19 protein-coding genes are annotated in these 19,064 nt (G+C 39.7%); 6 read left to right on the top strand and 13 right to left on the bottom strand.

All coding sequences use genetic code 11. The annotated features are described in order from the left end of the window. Window positions 1–5: 5 nt before the first annotated feature. Window positions 6–809, bottom strand: a complete 804-nt coding sequence (locus AC1EU2_RS00805; protein ID WP_480296093.1) for a hypothetical protein — start codon at window positions 807–809, stop codon at window positions 6–8. Window positions 810–1,029: 220 nt separating this feature from the next. Between AC1EU2_RS00805 and AC1EU2_RS00800 the strand changes: the two genes are divergently transcribed. Next, on the top strand, window positions 1,030–1,572 hold the full coding sequence (locus AC1EU2_RS00800; RefSeq protein WP_480296092.1) for a protein tyrosine phosphatase family protein: 543 nt from the start codon (window positions 1,030–1,032) through the stop codon (window positions 1,570–1,572). 92 nt (window positions 1,573–1,664) lie between these two features. Next, window positions 1,665–2,579, top strand: coding sequence for a ribokinase (locus AC1EU2_RS00795; RefSeq protein ID WP_480296091.1), 915 nt, complete (start codon window positions 1,665–1,667; stop codon window positions 2,577–2,579). 4 nt (window positions 2,580–2,583) lie between these two features. Here the strand turns inward: AC1EU2_RS00795 and AC1EU2_RS00790 are convergent, their stop codons facing one another. Then, a complete protein-coding gene (locus tag AC1EU2_RS00790; protein WP_480296090.1) occupies window positions 2,584–4,413 on the bottom strand; it encodes an ABC transporter ATP-binding protein in 1,830 nt (609 codons plus the stop codon). Between the two features lie 168 nt (window positions 4,414–4,581). Between AC1EU2_RS00790 and AC1EU2_RS00785 the strand changes: the two genes are divergently transcribed. The 4 genes from AC1EU2_RS00785 (at window position 4,582) to AC1EU2_RS00770 (ending at window position 8,325) form a co-directional block, all read left to right on the top strand. Beyond that, entirely contained in the window at window positions 4,582–5,574 is a 993-nt protein-coding gene (locus tag AC1EU2_RS00785; RefSeq protein ID WP_480296089.1) for an HAD family hydrolase, read from the top strand. An 80-nt stretch (window positions 5,575–5,654) separates the two neighbouring features. Continuing rightward, the gene (locus AC1EU2_RS00780; RefSeq protein ID WP_480296088.1) at window positions 5,655–7,106 is read left to right on the top strand and encodes a DNA-3-methyladenine glycosylase 2 family protein; all 1,452 of its coding nucleotides are present in this window, start codon (window positions 5,655–5,657) and stop codon (window positions 7,104–7,106) included. A gap of 16 nt (window positions 7,107–7,122) precedes the next feature. Beyond that, window positions 7,123–7,653: a methylated-DNA--[protein]-cysteine S-methyltransferase gene (locus AC1EU2_RS00775; RefSeq protein WP_480296087.1), complete on the top strand. Its 531-nt coding sequence runs from the start codon at window positions 7,123–7,125 to the stop codon at window positions 7,651–7,653. A gap of 108 nt (window positions 7,654–7,761) precedes the next feature. Beyond that, a complete protein-coding gene (locus AC1EU2_RS00770; RefSeq protein WP_480296086.1) occupies window positions 7,762–8,325 on the top strand; it encodes a PhnA domain-containing protein in 564 nt (187 codons plus the stop codon). A gap of 456 nt (window positions 8,326–8,781) precedes the next feature. Here AC1EU2_RS00770 and AC1EU2_RS00765 read toward each other — a convergent pair whose 3' ends face one another. The 11 genes from AC1EU2_RS00765 to AC1EU2_RS00715 form a co-directional block, all read right to left on the bottom strand. After that, window positions 8,782–9,321, bottom strand: coding sequence for a methyltransferase (locus AC1EU2_RS00765; RefSeq protein WP_480296085.1), 540 nt, complete (start codon window positions 9,319–9,321; stop codon window positions 8,782–8,784). Window positions 9,322–9,355: 34 nt separating this feature from the next. Next, window positions 9,356–9,739 carry a hypothetical protein gene (locus AC1EU2_RS00760; RefSeq protein ID WP_480296084.1) on the bottom strand — a complete coding sequence of 128 codons (384 nt, stop codon included), beginning with the start codon at window positions 9,737–9,739 and terminating at the stop codon, window positions 9,356–9,358. Between the two features lie 603 nt (window positions 9,740–10,342). Continuing rightward, window positions 10,343–10,567, bottom strand: a complete 225-nt coding sequence (locus AC1EU2_RS00755) for a hypothetical protein (protein ID WP_480296083.1) — start codon at window positions 10,565–10,567, stop codon at window positions 10,343–10,345. A gap of 104 nt (window positions 10,568–10,671) precedes the next feature. After that, window positions 10,672–11,376 (bottom strand): DUF3379 domain-containing protein, encoded by a 705-nt coding sequence (locus AC1EU2_RS00750; protein ID WP_480296082.1) that lies wholly within the window; start codon window positions 11,374–11,376, stop codon window positions 10,672–10,674. Further along, complete coding sequence (locus tag AC1EU2_RS00745; RefSeq protein WP_480296081.1) at window positions 11,369–11,932, bottom strand: sigma-70 family RNA polymerase sigma factor; 564 nt, start codon at window positions 11,930–11,932, stop codon at window positions 11,369–11,371. The genes AC1EU2_RS00750 and AC1EU2_RS00745 overlap by 8 nt, the downstream gene beginning before the upstream one ends. Before the next feature lie 184 nt (window positions 11,933–12,116). After that, entirely contained in the window at window positions 12,117–13,760 is a 1,644-nt protein-coding gene (locus AC1EU2_RS00740) for a BatD family protein (protein WP_480296080.1), read from the bottom strand. Then, entirely contained in the window at window positions 13,754–15,643 is a 1,890-nt protein-coding gene (locus AC1EU2_RS00735) for a VWA domain-containing protein (RefSeq protein WP_480296079.1), read from the bottom strand. The genes AC1EU2_RS00740 and AC1EU2_RS00735 overlap by 7 nt, the downstream gene beginning before the upstream one ends. After that, on the bottom strand, window positions 15,640–16,641 hold the full coding sequence (locus AC1EU2_RS00730; protein ID WP_480296078.1) for a vWA domain-containing protein: 1,002 nt from the start codon (window positions 16,639–16,641) through the stop codon (window positions 15,640–15,642). The genes AC1EU2_RS00735 and AC1EU2_RS00730 overlap by 4 nt, the downstream gene beginning before the upstream one ends. Continuing rightward, window positions 16,635–17,165, bottom strand: a complete 531-nt coding sequence (locus AC1EU2_RS00725; RefSeq protein WP_480296077.1) for a DUF4381 domain-containing protein — start codon at window positions 17,163–17,165, stop codon at window positions 16,635–16,637. Before AC1EU2_RS00725 ends, AC1EU2_RS00730 begins: the two co-directional genes overlap by 7 nt. After that, a complete protein-coding gene (locus AC1EU2_RS00720; RefSeq protein WP_480296076.1) occupies window positions 17,162–18,097 on the bottom strand; it encodes a DUF58 domain-containing protein in 936 nt (311 codons plus the stop codon). Before AC1EU2_RS00720 ends, AC1EU2_RS00725 begins: the two co-directional genes overlap by 4 nt. After that, window positions 18,097–19,053, bottom strand: coding sequence for an AAA family ATPase (locus AC1EU2_RS00715; RefSeq protein WP_480296075.1), 957 nt, complete (start codon window positions 19,051–19,053; stop codon window positions 18,097–18,099). The genes AC1EU2_RS00720 and AC1EU2_RS00715 overlap by 1 nt, the downstream gene beginning before the upstream one ends. Window positions 19,054–19,064 lie beyond the last annotated feature (11 nt).

Here is a 19,064-nt window from a genome sequence, read left to right as displayed (position 1 = left end):
TGTAATTAACTCTCTGCTTTAGTTATCTGGATTGTAACCTTAGAGTTAAAGCTTCTGATTGTAGCTGTATAAGTTGCCCCTTCTTCAGCTATAAAACTCATGTTATGTGTATTGGTACCACTATCCATTGCAATTGTTTCATCAAGTGGAATTCCATCTTTTAAAGCTCCAAAAGCTCTATCACCGTTCAGCCCGAAATTATTTGCAGCTTCGAATTTGCTATCTGAAAACTTTAACTCTTGTATGCCAGCCTTTTCACATGTAAAGGTTATTTTATATGTCCCGTCTGGACTTCTTTGTGCAGTTATAGGGGTTGACCATTCCCCATTAATCCCAATTATTCCAACATCCTCAGGAAAAGTATCGCATACTTCGCTTCCCCACTCTTCTTCTGGTATTGCATATACGGATAAATGTTCATCGATATGATTAATGATTGTATCGCTTAAAAAATTACCTATTGCTCTAGTTGTATCTTGATACCGCCAATTAAAAGTACCGTTACCAACCTTTATCCCTGATAATGGAATTTGATTTGTCGCTTGTTGATAGCTTTTAAAGTAGGGCTTATCAATAGGCTCAGCTTGTAGCCAGAGGTTGAAGTTTGATTTGTATAGCTTTGGTGAACCAGAATCTTGAGTGTATAAATCTACAGGAACAGCTACCCATTCTTTTTGATAACAATTACTTGCAGTTATTTTTAATAACTGAGTTGTTGCAACTTTCTTAACATCAGGCCGGTCTGAAATTTGATCTGTTACTTGATAACCTTTAAGAATTAAACCAGGTCTTTGGGTGTCTACAGCCATAAAAACCACAATCGTCTTATTGCTATGAGTCGTATACCACAAATACCAATTTTTAGCTTAAGACGTAAATACTTTTTTGGAATAAATTTAAAGCTTAATGTTTTTCGGTTTTGAAGTAGATATTTCTTTTGACCTAGCATAACAATATTACGGTTTTATGTTTCGTAATCACTTATTTCTATCTATCATTAATGATGGTAAGCCACTACAGGGAAAGGTTATGAAAAACAAAATCAAATTAATGCTCACTTTCGTGTTAATGACAGTCGTTTCAGCATGTGCGTCTACAGGAATAGAAGCGGATAAGGTTCAGCAATTAGGCGTCAAAAATCTTAAGGTGATTAACTCACATCAGTTTTCGGGTGGACAACCCACTGAAGAGCAACTCGATTGGTTAAAGCGTATTGGTATTAAGAACATTGTAAGTTTAAGAACACTAAAAGAACAAACATTCGATGAAGCTAAGTTAGTTAAACAATTAGGAATGAAGTATTACTCTATTCCGGCTGGTGGCATCAAAGCGATTAATACAATGAATGCGACTAAGCTTGCAAAGGTACTAAAACAAATTGGTAATGAACCTGTTTTTGTTCATTGTTCAAGTGCTAACCGTGTAGGTGCTCTCGTTGCGTTGCATGACTTTAGTACCAACGGTGGAGATATTGACGCTGCTATTGCAGAAGGGGAAAGGTGGGGCTTAACTCGATTGAAAAGTGTGGTTAAAGCTAAGCTTGAAAAAATGAAGGCTTCAGAAGAAGCATAATAATTTTTGTTAGCACGAATGCTTAGTGGGCCATTGTTTAGTTAAGGTACAGATACCTTAAACGACAATGGCCTTTTTAGTCGGGGTAATATATGTCTAAAGTGTTTTTTCTTGCTTCAGTTAATCTCGATATTTTATCTTACTTGAAGAATTTCCCTCAATCAGGGCAGACTATCTCAACTACGGACAGTGTGTTTGCTTGTGGTGGGAAAGGGGCTAATCAGGCTTATGCATGCTCACAAAATAATGTAGAAACAATGATGCTCTGCAAAATAGGTAAAGATCCGTTTGGTGAACAAATTCGTACTTATTTAGCGCAAAGAGAATCGATTGAGACGCAAATCTTAATTTCTGACGAAAGTACTGCGATTGCACAAATCTTTATCAGAGAGTCAGATAGCCAAAATTTAATCGTCATTATTTCTGGTGCAAATAAAGACATCACCCAAGATGAAGTTCTCCAAAGAAAGTCAGATATTCAACATTCAAATCTTCTCGCTATTCAGTTAGAGAACAATATTGAAGCTATTGCTGCGAGCATAGAAATTGCGAAACAGAATAAGGTTCAAATTTTACTTAACCCAGCTCCTTATGAACCTGAAATCGAGCCTTATTTGAAGGATGTCGATATTCTCACTCCTAATGAAACGGAGGCAACCGAGTTAACAGGAGTAAAAGTGACGGACAGAGAGACAGCCGAAGCTGCCGCTAAAGTGATTAATACAAAATATGGCATTAGCATGATTATTATTACCTTGGGTGCGCAAGGTGTTTATTATTTCAATCATGGAAATTCAGGTTTTATTGAGTCATTTACAGCAAATGTTATCGACACCAGTGGTGCTGGGGATGCGTTTAACGGTGCTTTTGCTGCTTACTTTTGTGAACATGGTAAATTCGAAACTGCAATCAAGTATGCCAATGCTTATGCATCAACAGCCGTTGAAGGAAAAGGAGCCTCTTATATGCCAAACTCAGATTTAGCACATAAGAGGTTTGCTCAGTAAGTGGTTACTCGATGCCTAGGAACCCACCAGTCTGATGTTCCCATAGTTGAGCATAAATACCGCCAAGCTGGATAAGCTCATTATGGCTCCCTTGTTCAACTACCTTGCCTTCATCGATCACAATCAGCTTGTCCATCGCTGCAATCGTTGAAAGGCGGTGGGCGATGGCTATTACTGTCTTGCCTTCCATTAATTGATATAGGTTATCTTGGATAGCGGATTCAACTTCAGAATCTAACGCTGATGTTGCTTCATCAAGTAAAAGGATTGGCGCATTTTTTAATAGTACTCGAGCAATAGCAATACGTTGTCGTTGACCGCCTGAAAGTTTAACGCCACGTTCGCCTACTTGTGCATCCAATCCGATATTTCCGTCGGGATCTGATAAGTTATCTAAAAAGTCTTTAACGTGGGCTTGAGTGATAGCCGCTTGAAGTTCTTCATCAGTCGCATTGGGTTTGCCATATAAAATATTCTCGCGAATACTCCTGTGAAGCAGTGATGTATCTTGAGTGACCATGCCAATTTGAGCTCGCAAAGAATCCTGCGTAACGGTATTTATCGCTTGTCCATCAATACAAATACTGCCGTCTTTAATCTCATGAAAGCGCATCAATAAGTTTACAAGTGTGGACTTCCCGGCGCCAGAGCGACCAACTAAGCCAATTTTTTCACCCGGCTTGATGTCTAAATTCAGGTTATCGATAACTGACTTATTTTCTTTATATTGAAAGTGAACATTCTGAAATTGAATATGGCCATTAGTCACGTTCAGATTGCTTGCGTTTGGTGCATCTTCAATATCAATAGGTTTTGTTAATGTGTTCATGCCGTCAGTAACAGTACCTATGTTTTCAAATAAAGAGCTCACTTCCCACATAATCCATTGTGACATGCCGTTTAATCTAAGGGCTAAACTCACTGCAATGGCGATTGCTCCAACAGAGATTGCTGAGTCAGCCCATAACCAAATAGAAATAGCAGCAATGAAAAAAGCCAAAAGGTAGTTGATGGTCTGAACGCTAACATTGATACATGTGACCAACCGCATTTGTTTGTAAACGGTTTTAAGGAATTCAGACATGCTGAATTTTGCATATTCAGCTTCATTGTCGGTATGAGCAAACAGTTTCACGGTTGCGATATTAGTGTAACTATCAACGATGCGGCCTGTCATCGTTGAACGAGCATTTGCTTGATCAGTCGATACACGTTTAAGCTTAGGGACGAAATGAAGTTGGATTGCAATATAACAAACTAACCAAACGAGCATAGGGATCAATAATCGCCAGTCTGCAGAAGCTATCATCACTAACATCGCAGTAAAATAGACCACGATATACATTAAAACATCTAATAACTTACCAACGGTTTCTCGAACCGCTAAAGATGTTTGCATGACTTTCGTTGCCACGCGTCCAGCAAAATCATCTTGATAAAATGAGACGCTTTGTTTGAGAAGATAGCGGTGAGCTAACCAACGGACAGACATTGGGTGGTTGCCCATTAATCCTTGATACACCACTAAACCGTGCAGTAGAGATAAAACAGGAATAACGACTACGGTCAGTACCGCCATCAACAACAATTTGCTGCCTTCTTCCTCAAACAGCGTTTCGGGATTTTTTTCGACCAACCAGTCGACGAGTTGCCCCATAAAGCCAAAGAGTGAAACTTCGAGAATGGCAACACTTGCAGTTAAGATTGACATGAAAACTAAAGGAAGCTCATAACCTTTAGTGTAGTGACGACAGAAAGCATAGAGACCATTAGGAGGGCGAGATGCTTCATTATTTGAAAGTGGCTTAACCCACGATTCGAACAGCTTAAACATAGTGCAAACAAAATCTTATAATTTATAACTAAGTTCAGCATACCGAGTATTCATGAATAAAAATACTGTTAATTCGAACAAATGAATTTTTAAATATATCGTTCGTTAAAGAGCAGTTAAGGTTAGGTTTTATAAACTCTTGCTGCATCCATTCACTGAGACACATAGATGAAAAACTTCATCGCTAAAACATTGCTGATTTCTATAGTGGGAGCTTGTTTTTTAAGTTCATCGTCAATAGCCTCAGAGGGCAATAAGCTATCATTTTGGAATACGGGATATGCAAGATCTTCGATCACTTCTCTGGTCGAAAAGGTTACAGATCCTACATCAAAATTTTATATCAGTAAGGAAAGGCGAATCGCTGTTTTTGATTTAGATGGTACGTTAATGCCAGAACAACCTATTTATTCTAAATTATACTTTGCGCTATCAGAAATTAATTCTTCAACTGCTTTATCTTCAAAATGGAAAAAAGGTGCTCTGCTAACGAGTGGAATTTCAGCTGCAGCACCTGAAAAAGCTCGCGACTATATTCTTAGTCAGTCTAAAGAGCTGATGTTTGCAGTACATAACGGTTTAACGACAGAAGAGTACGAGAAGGATGTTTTAAATTGGTTTTCAAAAGGTAAAAACCCACAGTCACGTCGACTATTTGAAGCGTCAGCATATAAGCCTATGAAGCAGCTTCTTCAATATCTCAAGCAACATGATTTTAAGGTTTATATCGTTACCGGAACAGATACAGATTTTGTTAGGCCAATATCTCAAAAATTTCTTGGTATTAGCCCCACACATATTATTGGTACTCAGTTTGGTAAACATTTAATGCAAGAAAATGGAAAGCTTGTTATTGCATATAAAAATGACTCAATGCTCTACAACATCCAAGACAATAAAGTTTTAAGTATCGATTCAATTATAGGAGTTCGACCAATCATTGCATTTGGTAACTCTGATGACGATATGAGCATGCTTAAATGGACTGAAGAAGGGAAAGGCTTACATTTAAGCGGTCTAATTCATCACACAGATGCAAAAAGGGAATGGGCATACGATAGAAAAGGGAAGGTAGGAAAGTTAGACAAAGCCCTCGATTATGGCAAGACTCATCATTGGACGATTGTTGATATGAAAAAAGACTGGAAGCAGGTTTATTAAATTAAGATTCAGTTCCGCTTTTTGCTAGTGCTTTATTTTTGATTCCGTTACATTGCATAAAAGGTTTTTAGAGTAATGTAATGGAATTCGATCATATTCAATCAAAACAGGACGAAATATATTTACGAGCAAGACTAGCGCGTGATCCACGCTTTGATGGGTTATTCTTCACAGGCGTGAAGTCTACAGGGATTTACTGCCGTTCTATTTGCCCAGCGCCGCCAGCGCACGAGAAAAATGTAGAATATTTTGAGACTGCCATTGCTGCTGCAAATGCAGGATTAAGGCCGTGCTTGAGGTGCCGACCAGATAGTGCGCCGCAATCACCTGCTTGGTTAGGCACGCAAACTACATTGAATCGAGCAATTACATTAATTGAAGAAGCGTTTACTTCTGGTGACTCCATTGATTTGGAAGCGCTTTCAGAACGTCTTGGTATAACCGCTCGATATTTAAGACAGCTCTTCAATAAGTATTTAGGTACGTCACCAAAACAATACATTATTTATAAAAAATTATTGTTTGCCAAAAAACTACTGCATGAAACTAATCTTGATATTATACATGTCGCACTCAATGCTGGTTTTGAAAGTGTTCGTAGCTTTAATCATCATTTTCAAACCCAGTTAGGGTTAACACCCACGCAAACTCGAACCAAAAATAAAACAGCATCTACAGTAAATGGCTTAACACTATTTTTAAATTATCGGCCGCCTTATAACTGGGACAAAATGAGGGGTTTTCTTCAAACTCGAGCTGTTGAAGGAATGGAGTGGTTTAATGATGATGCTATTTACAATAAAACATTTTGCTTCGAAGACAGTAGAGGTTACTTCTCGGCTCAACATATGCCAGAAAAAAATGGCTTTAAAGTCAGCTTTTATTTTTCGGAAGGCTCACAGATTAAGAACCTGTATCAGCTCAATTCATTAGTGAGACGGATATTGGATCTCGATGCCAATATCGAGCAAATAGAAAATGTACTACAGAATGCAATTCCTGAAGAGATGGAACTAAAATCAGGTCTGCGAGTGTCTGGAACAGGAAGTGATTTTGAAGCTATAAATCGAGCAATTTTAGGTCAACAAGTTTCCATTACTCAAGCGGTAAAATTACTCAGTAAGCTTGTTCATGAATACGGTGAACGAGAGTGTATGAACGGAGTCGATTTACGCTTTTTTCCAAAGCCTCAATCTCTCCAAGAAGCAAGCATCGAAATTTTAAAAATGCCAGGAGCAAGAAAGCAAGCCATCAGAAACGTGGCCGAATATTTTACGAATAACAAACGAGTGAACCTTGATGACTGCTTATCATTAAAAGGGATCGGCCCTTGGACTGTAGATTATGCAAAAATGCGGGGTTTAGGTAATCCGAATATTTTTTTAGCAACAGACTTAGTCGTCAAAAATAAACTGAAAGCATTGCATGAACAAAGTGCTACTGAACAAAGCTTTGATGATTTCTTTGATAAAATGAAAAAAGACGCACAGCCTTGGTGTAGTTATTTAACTTTTCAACTTTGGCACTTATAGAATAGGCATAGATAAAATGACAACAAATACTTTGGTTAACCTATATTCATCGCCATGTGCAGGAATGGAGCTGTCTTCTCCTGTGGGGACTTTATTCCTCGCAGCGAGTGAGCATGGTCTAACTCATTTAACGTGTGAAAGGGCCAGAATCAGTGAGCTTGCCGTTGTTCAATCTTCTGAAAAGTTGAAAGCAGAGAATGTACTGCTACAAGTAAAGCAACAGCTTGAAGAATACTTTGCTAAAAAGCGCTCTGACTTCAGTGTGCCACTTGCTCCAAAAGGGACTCAGTTTCAGCATCAAGTATGGGATGCGCTCATGGAAACTCAACATGGTGAGACTTTAAGCTACAGTGATATCGCTCACTCTATTGGACGACCTAAAGCGGTTAGAGCCGTGGGTGCCGCAAATGGTGCAAACCACATTGCGATTATCATTCCGTGTCATCGCATCATTGGAAAAAGCGGCAAGTTAACGGGTTATGCTTATGGCTTGGAAATGAAACAGCATTTGCTTAATTTAGAGAACCCGCAAAAGCAATTAGTATAGTTACCCATATCCCAAGTATTGGCACAATCAGAAAATGCGACTTACTGAGTATTAAACCCCAAATAAGAATGTTAACATTCGGCAAATTTTTTTATTCTTGGTTTTATTATGTCTCTACCAGCTAATCTACAAAGCCGCAGTGCTGGCAAATGCGAATTATGTTCTGCTGAAACATCGCTAGAAGCTTTTACTCTTCCATACTCAGATGGCCAAGCTGCTAACGAAGTCGCTTTATGTTCAACCTGTACTGAACAAGTGAATAAATCAGAAGATTTTGATGTTAACCATCTGCGTTGTCTGAACGACAGCATGTGGAGCACAGAGCCTGCGGTTCAAGTGTTGGCTGCGAGAATGCTTAATCGACTAAATGCTGAGACATGGGCGCAAGATTTAAAAGATATGTTATACCTTGATGAAGAGCTACAAGCTTGGGTAGACCAAGAGCCTTCAGAAGAAGACATGATTAAACATGTTGATAGCAATGGTGCTGTTTTGTCTGCTGGTGATAGTGTTGTTGTTATTAAAGACTTAAATGTAAAAGGAACCAGCTTTGTTGCAAAACGCGGTACCGCAGTACGGAATATCTCTTTAACCAATAACCCTGAACACATTGAGGGCAGAGTTAATGGTACTCGAATTGTGATCCTAACTCAGTACGTTAAAAAGTCTTAATTACCGTCTTATCCTACGAAGGCTGGAAACATAGCAACGACAGTTTTGTATGTCGGTATTCAAATGACTCTTTGATGCAAAGCACCATTGTATAGTCAGAGTAAAACTTCTTTGAAGTTTATAAAATCGTGGAGTTGCACTCCACACCGCCAAAAGAGGAAACCTCCAGCAGTTTCCCCTTTTGAATCCCCTGTGCCGCCCCAACGAAGCTGAACGTTCCAAATAGAATAGAATAAATGCCTAACGGCTCAGATGGTACATCCATGTACCACTGAACCTAGCCCGACGTCCATGTCGGGCTTACGCCATTTTGCATTCAATCCTATTTTCCACAGCTTCAAAGGGGATAATCAACTTGCTGGAGCATTTGAAATTTATTTACCAAGTATTTATCCCTTAGTATTTGCTTATAAAAGAGAAAATTACGAAGTGGTGACAACGAAGTAGAAGTGAAAATCACTTCTGTGGCCAGTGGTATACATAAATCGGTGAACGATAAAAATCATTCAATTTAGTGATTTTTGTTGGTTTATATGAGGGTAGGGCGAAGGTGTTACTCACAATCGTCACTTCATTAAAAACCTCTTTTTCCAACTTTTCTTGAAGGGCTATCATTGCACCGGGGAAAAGGTAACACACAAGATTAGAAGCGGTATTGAGTTCCGCATTAATAAAGTTTTTACGATGAATAGTGAGGTTGTCTAACCGTAAACTGTATTTCAAAATGACTGAAACCAACCACGGCAGCCAAGATAGTTCGTAACCTACAACCTGCTTATTGGGATACTTTTTGGCAAGCGGTATCACAAGCGTACCCCAACCAGAACCCAAATCAATCACAGCTCCTTCTTTATCGAACTCTATTTCGCCAACCATAGCCTCACACGCCTTGCCTGAGCTCATCATCGGAGAAATTCCCGTTTTCAGCGTACTCCAAACAATGGATAACACGGCGATGATGACTAAAAAAAGAAGTGTTAGATCAATAATGTTCATATTAATGAGAGCGCCTATTAACTATTGAAGTCTCTTATTTACTATTTTTGCTTTCAGTATCCTGGGAAGCAAGGATACTGATCTTTAATTGACTATTCTCTGCAATAGTTGAAGATACTGCTTCATTAGGGAGCAAATTGAATTCTTGTTTTAACTTTAATTCATTGTCGTTGATTACTAATACAGCATTGAGTAAGCCTGACTTTAAAAGTTTTGTCTCGATCTGTACTGCATTGTTATTGCATTCAAACTCTAAAATTTCACCAATGATTGTATTATGAGAGCAAAATATAGGTTCTCTATCGTTGAACTTAAAGTGTATTTGAAGATTAACGTGAATATTTTGAGAAAGATTAAATTTTTCTTTTTGCCTTCGATTTAATGCTGATAAATAAAAACCTCCAATAGGACTGCTCATTTAATGGTTACTCTTAATTGTTATTAATTTAGTATTTCAAACTCTCATTTTTCAAGCTGTAGTGCAAGATGGTATTTGAGTGTCATTCTGTTTTGCAAATGTGATGTTACGTATCACAAAGGGGCTGGATTATCGATATACAGAAGAGTCGTTACTTAGCTGCTTGTCTTCGCAGGAATGGCGATAATATTTGAGTTAAAAGTATTGTTTACTATTTAAATTCATCAAATACCCTTATAGGCTACAACAATTCCCGTCGAAGCTGTTGAAGATATTATTGAATATAAAATGACGTGGGCGAGACAAGGACGTCGAGCCAAGCTCTGGGGTACAGGATGTACCATCAGAGCTGTTAGTCATTTATTCAATAATATCTGAAACGCTAAGCTTCGTTGGGGCGGCATAGAGGATTCTTAAGGAGAGTTTGCTGGTGAACTCTCCTTGAGGCGGTGTGGAGTGCAACTCCACGACTTTATAAACTTCGCAGAAGTTTTACCTCTTAAACAAGTGATGCTTCGCATCAAAAAGTCACTGGATACCTGCCTGCGCAGGTATGACGAGCAAGAGGTTTTAAATGTAGAAGCGTGAGTTGACTAAACTCACCTAAAGCTGAACGGCATCCATATCCAACTCAATATCAGTACAACCTTTCTTGCAATAAATCCCTGGATTCTTCACGGCCTCTTTTTTTGTCGGTAAAATAAGCTCTAAATCTTTACCACATTCAGGGCAATTCGAGTTTTTACCATTCAGAACTCTTTTGATGAAGCCCTTTTGATGCTTAAAAGACTGGCTGGTGGCTTTGTTGAAAATACTAAAATCTGTCATATAAAAAATGAAAAAATGGCTACCTGAGTATTCTACAAATTACGTACATAAAAAAACAGCCGCAATTCACAATTGCAGCCGTTTTTATGCGAAATACATCTCGATTAAATAAATGTACCTTCCAGCTCTCTCTTTACATAGTTTAAATCAGCTTTATCTTCGCCAACGAGTACCATGTAAGCTCCGTCTTTTTTGAAGGTCATGCCTTGATATTTCTTGTCTGAAAATGACTTTTCAAACTGCATGCGCTTTTCTTCAGGTACGATAAAGACAGTCACTTTGCTATCTTTGCCTTGCATTACCATATGTAGGCTTTTAACACCTTGGAAATCGCAATAAGACGAGTAGTGCACTTCACCAGGTTGTTGAGTAAAGTGGGCGCCTTTCATACTTACCAATGAGACCAACTGTTTATTTAGGTCGTTAAAACCAATATCGTGGTCAGCTGACATTGCTACATCTTCATGGTAAACATGAGCGATAGCATGTTCTGTCAAATCAACAGGCGCATTTCTTAATAGAGTAAATGCAATGCCTGCCACAAAGGCTACTGATGCGGCCATCGCAAGCGTAAAACCTGTTTTACGCTTATGAATGTGATGCTGTTTAAGCTGCTGCCTGAGGATTAAACGCTCAGCCATACCATCAGGTGTATCAACGTTTAACGCATCACTAATTCTATCATCTAATGCTTTAACGCTATTGTATGTGTCTCTTCGCCCTGCATCATCATTAAGTGCTTGCAAAAAGTCAGGCTCCTGACTATTGGGGTCTGAAAACACCTTACGTCGGAATTCTAAATCATCCATTGGCTCGCCCTCGAACTTCAGGTTTCTCTAATGCATCTTTCAGCTGATTACGGGCTCTAAATAGTCGGGTCATAACAGTATTGCGGTTCAAATCTAATATTTCGGCAATTTCTTCACCACTAAAACCGCCAACAACTTGCAGTAATAATGGCTCACGATATTCCACTTCCAAATTCCCAATTTGTTTTCTGAGTAAATATTGTTCCGCATGGTCCTCATTACTTCCAGAAAACACATCTTCCAAGTGATCCTGTTCAATATCAGAATAGTCGAACTGCTTTCGTTCGAAACGTCTGGCATTTTCCCGACGCAAGATAGTAATCAACCATGCTTTTGCTGCTTTATCGTCTTTTAAAGAGTCTAAAGCTTTCCAAGCACGTAGAAAGGTCTCTTGTGTTATATCTTCAGCTATGTGCTTGTTACCGGTTAACCAATATGCATATCGGTATATGTCAGTATTCAGTGCCCGCACAAGGCTTTCGTAACGTCGTTGTTTGCTTATCATGTCTAAAGAGACCGCATCATCCGACTTTTTCTTTCGCAAACTATCAAACATTTTATTATCTTTTTTAATTTATTAGAATTTTTACTCTTTTCTCTGACCCCAAGTATAAGAAAAGAGTAATGTTCACTTGGATAACTTTGTAACTGTAAATTAATGTAAAGCGACAAAGTCAGCTCTGTAGCTTAATGCTAGTTTGAACTATATCCAAGCCTAAAATTTTTAATGTTTGTTAAATTTATGGATTTAAATCAACAAAACCGTCTTTTTTTGCATTTTCTTTCAAATTAACGTGAATCTTTAGTGCTTGATTTAACAGTGAGATATCTATTTGCACGTTGTTTTTACCGTATTGTGTAGCCTGAAGTTTACTGATCAGGTCGGACAACTCAGGTGATAATTGAGTCAACTGATAAAGGTTGACGGGGCGACCTAGTTTAACCACATAATATTTTTGCAGTAGACTTAATACTTTTCCATAGTGATTTTTCTCGAAATTATTTCTAATCTCTTTTTCAGTCTCTTTTAGGCTTAGAGCTGGGTTTAAGCCAATATCAGATACGTCATTGCCAGCTTTTTGCAACTCTTTTGGTTTTCTTAACCACATAAAGCTTGAAGCTAACCAGAGGAGAGCGAATAAGGCGGTTAACCATGGCCAATAACCTGCTGAATACTCAGTTGATGATTGCGACTGAGAAGGCGTGATAATAGGGTTTACATTTGCAGCCGGTGCATGTCCTTTTACGAGTATAGTTTTAGCTGGAAGCGTGGCGTATTCCTGTTTTTTGCGGATTGGATTCCACCATGGAATTTTAACTTCTGGAAAAGTAAAGGTTCCAGCTTTAGTAGGAACTATAGCTTCTGTTTGTACAAGCTCACCTACAATATTACCGTTACGTGAATAAATTTTACGCTTTGGCTTTTCTGGGTAGCTTTTCATATTACTTGGTAATACAGACTCTATTTCAGGAAGGCTGGTTTCATCGGTATTTGAAGCATAAAGTGTTATGGTTCGAGTTATCGGTGCGCCCAGTTCATAATCTTTATCGTGCTTAGACCAGTTTTCTTTTAGTACGACTAAATCTGAAACGAGCCAATTACCGTGATAGCTTTTAGGCTTAGGTAAAATTGTGATTTTTTGAGAGGGGGATGTTACGCGAACAGGGCGGCTTTCATTAAACGAAAACATACCTAGCCCTTGGCGAGCATTGCTTAACACATCACCTTCAAAACTCACTTCACCGATATCGACAGTTCCTTGTTTATCTGCAATGACACCATAAGTACGCTCGATGACCCTAAAGCGGCGTCCGTTAACGATTTCGGTTTTATCTTTATCATCACCAATTTGCTTCACTTGAGCATTTGCCACATCAGGTGCGTTAAGGACACCACGTTGTAAATCTACTGCTAAGTAAAGCTTTACGTTATAAGTGAGAAGTTGCCCAACATACGCTTCATTATGCTTTAATGTGGTCTTAATAAAGACGTCTTTCGATTTTTGCTGTGCGTTACTATCCTTGACCACTTGCAACGCAATTGGATTGGATTTCACACCATTGATACTAAAAGCTGGAATAGTGGCAATACCTTTATTCTTGGCTGCCAGTAAAATTTGCCAACTGGTTTTTTTCTGTGTATCGAAGTTGATAATTTGAGTACTGCGATTAACGCTCGTTCGACCAATAACAAAGTCTTTATCTAAAATCGAGGTATCGATGGCGTTACCCGCTAAATCATCATCACCTGTCACCGTCAGCACAAAATATTCCCCTTGAACCACAGGGTTGCGGTCAACAGAGGCTTCAATTGTTGTCAGTGCAACGGCTGAATGAATAAAGCCGAAGAGGCTAATCGTTAGGAGTATGAGTCGTTTTACCACTGTTCGCTTTCCTTTGGTAATCGGCCTTGTTGGCGACGCTTTTGATATTCAAGTTGCATTTTGTTACGCAAGAGCAATTGCGGATCATCAGGGATAGCTTTGAGCTGACGCTGCATTTCAGGTGGCAAATCCTTCAGTTTATTTGGATCTACTTTCTCTATTGGTGTTTCACCTTTTTGCTGTTCTTGCTGTTGTTGCTTCTGTTTTTGGGCTTCAGCTTCCTGCTGTCGTTCTTGTTCAGCTTTATCTTGTAGTTTCTTTTGTTGCTCATTCTGTTGTTCATCAGATTTTTGATTCTGCTGCTTATCTTGTGAGCCAGATTTTTGCTGATCCTGTTTTTGGTTATTTTTCTGTTGATCTGGATTTTGCTGATTTTGCTTGTTTTGTCGCTCCTGATCTTTTTGATCCTTATTATCGCTTCCTTGCTGGTTCTTATTTTTATCTTGTTGATTCTGATCGTTTTTATTTTGGTCGTTCTTGTTCTGATCCTTATTGTTTTGATCAGAGCTTGATTGATTCTGCTGCTGCTGCTGTTGTTTTTGCAGTTTTTTGGCGAGATCTAAATTTTGTTTTGCTTTAGCAAAGTTAGGATCTTTTTCTAACGCTTGTTGGTAACGTTTCTCCGCTTCAGAAAAGTTATTCATCTGCATCAAGCTATTACCTTGGTTGTATAAACCTTTGGCTGATTTATCTTGCTCAAACCCTTTTAAGGCATCTTGATAGTTACCCGTTTTATAAGCTGCACTGGCTTTCCATTGAGGGTTGTCAAACTGTTTTGCGGCTTGCTGATAATCTTTATTATCGTATGCCTCTTGCGCTTGCTGGTTTTGAGTTTTCCATAATGAATCCCAGTCCATGGCGTAGGCTGTGTTAGGTTGAGATAAACCTAGACCCACGAGAAGTAACGCCACACTGAATTGTTTTCTAAAACTGAGAAGTAATAACGGTAAAATCAATAGTGCAACATAAGGGCCGAGATCTTGCCAAGCCTCACCTTGTAAGTCAGTTAACTTTGCTGAATTATCAGTAGATAACCAATTCTCAATGTCTTGAGTGTCAGAGTCATCGGCTTGGTTACGAGTAACGATGCCATGAAAACCCGAAGCGAGTTCTGACAGTACATGAAAGTCCGTTTTTGCAACAACGACTTGATCAGCGTTATCACGCAATAAATCGCCGTTAGGTAAACGAACTGCGGCACCTTGAGCGGTTCCGAAGGTCATAATTGCTAAGCGATAATCGGTGCCTGAAAGCACATCCTTTGCATCAGAAAGTTGACTGGCTTTTATACCGTCGGCAAATAAGATGATGTCGCCCTTAATATGACCACCCTGCGCAAGTAACTCTTTGGCTTTGGTGAGGGCGGCAACAATATTTGAGCCTGCGACAGGCATAATATTCGGTGATAAGTTTGGTAATAAATTGAGTAAAGTCGCTTTATCACGAGTGAGTGGGCTAATAGTAAATGCATCACCGGCATAAGCAATGAGCCCTGTTTCGCCTTCTTTCAAAGACTTAATCAAATCGGTTGCCTTGTATCTGGCTTGAGATAAACGATTAGGAATGAGGTCAGTGGCGTACATCGACAAAGACATATCCATAACAATGACTCGACCTTGCGTGCTCGCAAAAACGGGTAGATTTTGCTTTGTTACTGCAGGCCCTGAAAGTGCAATCACAGACAGGAACCAAATAATGGCGATATACAGTATCGAATTATTTGATTCTTTTTCACCAGAATCTACTAACAAATGGGCGAGGTGAGGGGCGATATATTTTGACCAAGCAGTGCTGGCCCCTTGAGTTTTGTAGAGCGCAATAAGTAACCCTGCCAATGGTAATAATGTCCAAAGCCATTCGGGTCTAATAAAGTGAAGGCTCACAGTTGACCTCCACTGGATTTAAAACGATTAAGCTGTTCGTTAACAAAGGGAAGTTTGGCAAGGCTTAATAGAATATTGATTAATAGCATAAACCCTAAAGGCCAATAGAAAAGCTCGCTACGTGGGCGATAGGTTTGCTGATCGCGAGCAACAGGTTCAAGCTTGTCGATATCTTTATATATATTTTCTAACTGCTGACCGTCTTTCGCTCGGAAGTATTTTCCGTGAGTCATCTTTGCAATTTGCTCTAAGGTATTTTCATCAAGATCCATTGACGGGTTAACTCGTTGACGCCCAAAGAAAGTGCGTTGCTCCATGACATCGGCGCCAACTCCGATGGTGTAAATGGTAATGCCTCTTTCTGCGGCGATTTTAGCCGCTGCAATCGGTTCAATGACACCAGCGTTATTTGAACCATCTGTCAAAAGCACTAAAACTCGGTTGCTTTGTTTTACTTTATCAAAGCGTTTCACAGCTAAACCTATCGCTTCACCAATTGCAGTTTGTTTTCCGACTAAACCAATCTCAGCTTCTTTTAAGAACTGGGCTACAGAGCGTCGGTCAAGGGTAAGTGGTGCTTGTAGATAGGCGTGATCGGCAAACAATATCAAACCAATTCGGTCACCTTTTCGGCGATCAATGAAGTCACTAACAACCTTTTGAATCATGGTAAACCGGTCAACGGTCTGATTATTTAACACCATATCTTCTATCTGCATACTGCCAGATAAATCCACCGCAACCATTAAGTCACGTCCTTTGCTAGGGAGTTCTATTGGCTCGCCGAGCCATTGTGGGCGTGCAATAGCAAGCACCAGAAACACCCACATTAGCCAATACCAACGTTTAGAGAACTTGGTATGGATGGTTCCAACAAGTTGTGTAGTGCTGGTGGTTGGAAGTTTTAGGTGACCTGCAACTTCTTGCTTATGTTGTTTTTGAAAAAGCAAAGGTAATGGTAATAGAATTAATAGCCAAGGCCATGCAAGTGTTAACATTTGGCCCCCTGAGTTAATGATTCTTTACTCAGCAATAAGACACTTTTTGATTCGGCTTTCAGAGGTAATGATTTTTCAATCCATAAAATGGCCAGTGTCTTGAGCTGTTGCTTTTGCTCATCAGATAAACCTTGTTTACTGTATCTTTGATTGAGCAAGGCTTTGAACTGGCCTCGTTTATTCTCAGCTAATGATGCATCTAGAAACTGGTACCAATTCTCACCATCAACTGCTGCGACTTGCTCTCTTTTTAAGTAGCTCAATGCGGCGCGTTTTAGAATGGCATTGACTTGCACTGCAAACTCTTGGGTATTTTGGAGTTCTATTTGATTGAGCTCAGAGACAGCTGCCTTTTTTACTAATGATTGTTGCTTGTTTTTCTTATAAAAATAAATCAGTCCGACAATGGCTAACATTACGATAACTAACGCAACCCAATAACCAATAGCCAAAGGCCATACACCAATAGCATCTGGAGTTTGAATATCCTTTAATTGAGCAAGAGCTGGATTTGTCGCATTCATATACGTAATAACTCCAACTGCTCACTCAGCTTTTTACCCGAGTTAATCACTCTTGGAAATACCTTGAGTTGTTTCATTGTATTAATAAATTCGTTTTGCTTTTGTTTTTCGTTTGCTAACCAGATTTTATAGCTGCCCTGAGTCAATATGGTTTTGTGCTTTCCTTGACGAACTGGCAAAGAAAACTGGCTTGGCAACGGTAACTCACCGGTTCTCAATGGGTCGGTAACTAAGAATGCATTGATATCGCAATGACGTTTTAACTCATTCAGTGGTGCGACACATTCAGGTGTAAAGTTTTGTCCGTCGGTGATAATCCAAATGAGCGAACCTGGCTTTGCGAGACGTTTTAAACGTTGGCAAGCGCTGACTAAATGATCTTGCTGATAATCTTCATCACCAATATGGTTAAGCTGCTGCTGATGGAGCTTAGTCAAAGACGAAACCAATTGTAAAATGCCTAGACGGCGACTTCTTGGTTTTAATTCAAGGTGCTCGTTTTCTGAAGCAATAATGCCACCTAAACGATCGCCATGATTAATGGCGTTCCAACCTAAAGTTGCCGCAATGTGCGCTGCTTGAACTGACTGCAACATCAGTTGAGAGCCAAAATACAAACTGTGGCTGAGATCGATAAACAGCAGAATAGGGCGCTCACGTTCTTCAACAAAGAGTTTTGTGTGCGCTTTGCCTGTTCTGGCTGTTACTCGCCAATCAATGGTGCGAACATCATCACCTTGCTGGTAATGACGTACTTCAGCAAATTCCATCCCACGGCCTTTAATGGCACTACTTCGGTGGCCAGCTAAAGCGGCTTTCGCCTTTGTATGTCTTTGCGGTAATGCTTTGGCAAGGTTTTGACACGCTAACAGTTCTTTTTCGGATAACTGAACGCCATTGGCAAACAGCGGTAAATCTAACTCAATTGCCATTAAGGTACCGCTACTAGGCTAAGAATCTCATTGATCACATCATCGGCATTTACGCCTTCAGCTTGCGCTTGATAGCTTAACAATAAACGATGACGTAAAACGTTTGGTGCAACAGCTTGAATATCTTCAGGAGAGACAAAATCACGCTCTTGTAGCCAAGCTCTAGCACGAGCACAGCGCTCAAGTGAGATGGATGCGCGGGGACTTACGCCATATTCAAGCCAACTTGCTAGCTTATCGCTGTACTTTTGTGGCTGACGAGTCGCCATCACAATATCAACAATGTACTTTTCAAGCGTTTCGGCTAGATGGATTTGTAGGGCAGAATTTCGTGCTGCGAAAACATCTTCTTGGCTAATAGGCTCCATTTTAAGATGTTTATTAGTCTGAGCTTCTTTGCGGGACTGACGTAAGATTTCAACTTCAGTAGCCGCAGATGGATAATCCAAATTCAAATGCATCAAGAAGCGGTCCAACTGTGCTTCAGGCAGCGGGTAAGTGCCTTCGTTTTCTAACGGGTTTTGAGTGGCCATGACCAAAAACAACTTAGGCAGCTTGTAACTGGTCTTTCCTACGGTAACTTGGCCTTCAGCCATGGCTTCCAATAGTGCTGATTGCACTTTTGCAGGCGCACGGTTAATTTCATCCGCTAAGATCAGGTTATGGAAAATAGGACCAGCTTCAAATTCAAATTCACCCGTTTGTGCACGATAAATATCAGTACCTGTTAAGTCTGCAGGCAGCAAGTCAGGGGTAAATTGAATACGATGGAAATCACCTTCAATACCATCACATAACGCTTTGACTGCACGAGTTTTTGCAAGTCCTGGCGGGCCCTCTACGAGTAAATGGCCGTCAGCGACAAGTGCAGTTAATAAATTTTCGGTCAAAACAGGTTGGCCGAGAATCACTAAATTTAAGTATTTTCTCAGAGTTTGAAAACGATTTAAGGGCATGAGGTAACTCG

The sequence above is a fragment of the Parashewanella sp. 2304DJ23-3 genome (genome assembly GCF_056591695.1).
The sequence above is the reverse complement of the archived record's forward strand: the minus strand, read 5'-3'. Positions and strand labels throughout refer to the sequence as shown.

Excerpts from the sequence above, each read along its gene's own strand:
- AC1EU2_RS00805 (WP_480296093.1), bottom strand. The coding sequence starts at position 809 with ATGGCTGTAGACACCCAAAGACCTGGTTTAATTCTTAAAGGTTATCAA.
- AC1EU2_RS00800 (WP_480296092.1), top strand. The coding sequence starts at position 1,030 with ATGAAAAACAAAATCAAATTAATGCTCACTTTCGTGTTAATGACAGTC.
- AC1EU2_RS00795 (WP_480296091.1), top strand. The coding sequence starts at position 1,665 with ATGTCTAAAGTGTTTTTTCTTGCTTCAGTTAATCTCGATATTTTATCT.
- AC1EU2_RS00790 (WP_480296090.1), bottom strand. The coding sequence starts at position 4,413 with ATGTTTAAGCTGTTCGAATCGTGGGTTAAGCCACTTTCAAATAATGAA.
- AC1EU2_RS00785 (WP_480296089.1), top strand. The coding sequence starts at position 4,582 with ATGAAAAACTTCATCGCTAAAACATTGCTGATTTCTATAGTGGGAGCT.
- AC1EU2_RS00780 (WP_480296088.1), top strand. The coding sequence starts at position 5,655 with ATGGAATTCGATCATATTCAATCAAAACAGGACGAAATATATTTACGA.
- AC1EU2_RS00775 (WP_480296087.1), top strand. The coding sequence starts at position 7,123 with ATGACAACAAATACTTTGGTTAACCTATATTCATCGCCATGTGCAGGA.
- AC1EU2_RS00770 (WP_480296086.1), top strand. The coding sequence starts at position 7,762 with ATGTCTCTACCAGCTAATCTACAAAGCCGCAGTGCTGGCAAATGCGAA.
- AC1EU2_RS00765 (WP_480296085.1), bottom strand. The coding sequence starts at position 9,321 with ATGAACATTATTGATCTAACACTTCTTTTTTTAGTCATCATCGCCGTG.
- AC1EU2_RS00760 (WP_480296084.1), bottom strand. The coding sequence starts at position 9,739 with ATGAGCAGTCCTATTGGAGGTTTTTATTTATCAGCATTAAATCGAAGG.
- AC1EU2_RS00755 (WP_480296083.1), bottom strand. The coding sequence starts at position 10,567 with ATGACAGATTTTAGTATTTTCAACAAAGCCACCAGCCAGTCTTTTAAG.
- AC1EU2_RS00750 (WP_480296082.1), bottom strand. The coding sequence starts at position 11,376 with ATGGATGATTTAGAATTCCGACGTAAGGTGTTTTCAGACCCCAATAGT.
- AC1EU2_RS00745 (WP_480296081.1), bottom strand. The coding sequence starts at position 11,932 with ATGTTTGATAGTTTGCGAAAGAAAAAGTCGGATGATGCGGTCTCTTTA.
- AC1EU2_RS00730 (WP_480296078.1), bottom strand. The coding sequence starts at position 16,641 with ATGTTAACACTTGCATGGCCTTGGCTATTAATTCTATTACCATTACCT.
- AC1EU2_RS00725 (WP_480296077.1), bottom strand. The coding sequence starts at position 17,165 with ATGAATGCGACAAATCCAGCTCTTGCTCAATTAAAGGATATTCAAACT.
- AC1EU2_RS00720 (WP_480296076.1), bottom strand. The coding sequence starts at position 18,097 with ATGGCAATTGAGTTAGATTTACCGCTGTTTGCCAATGGCGTTCAGTTA.
- AC1EU2_RS00715 (WP_480296075.1), bottom strand. The coding sequence starts at position 19,053 with ATGCCCTTAAATCGTTTTCAAACTCTGAGAAAATACTTAAATTTAGTG.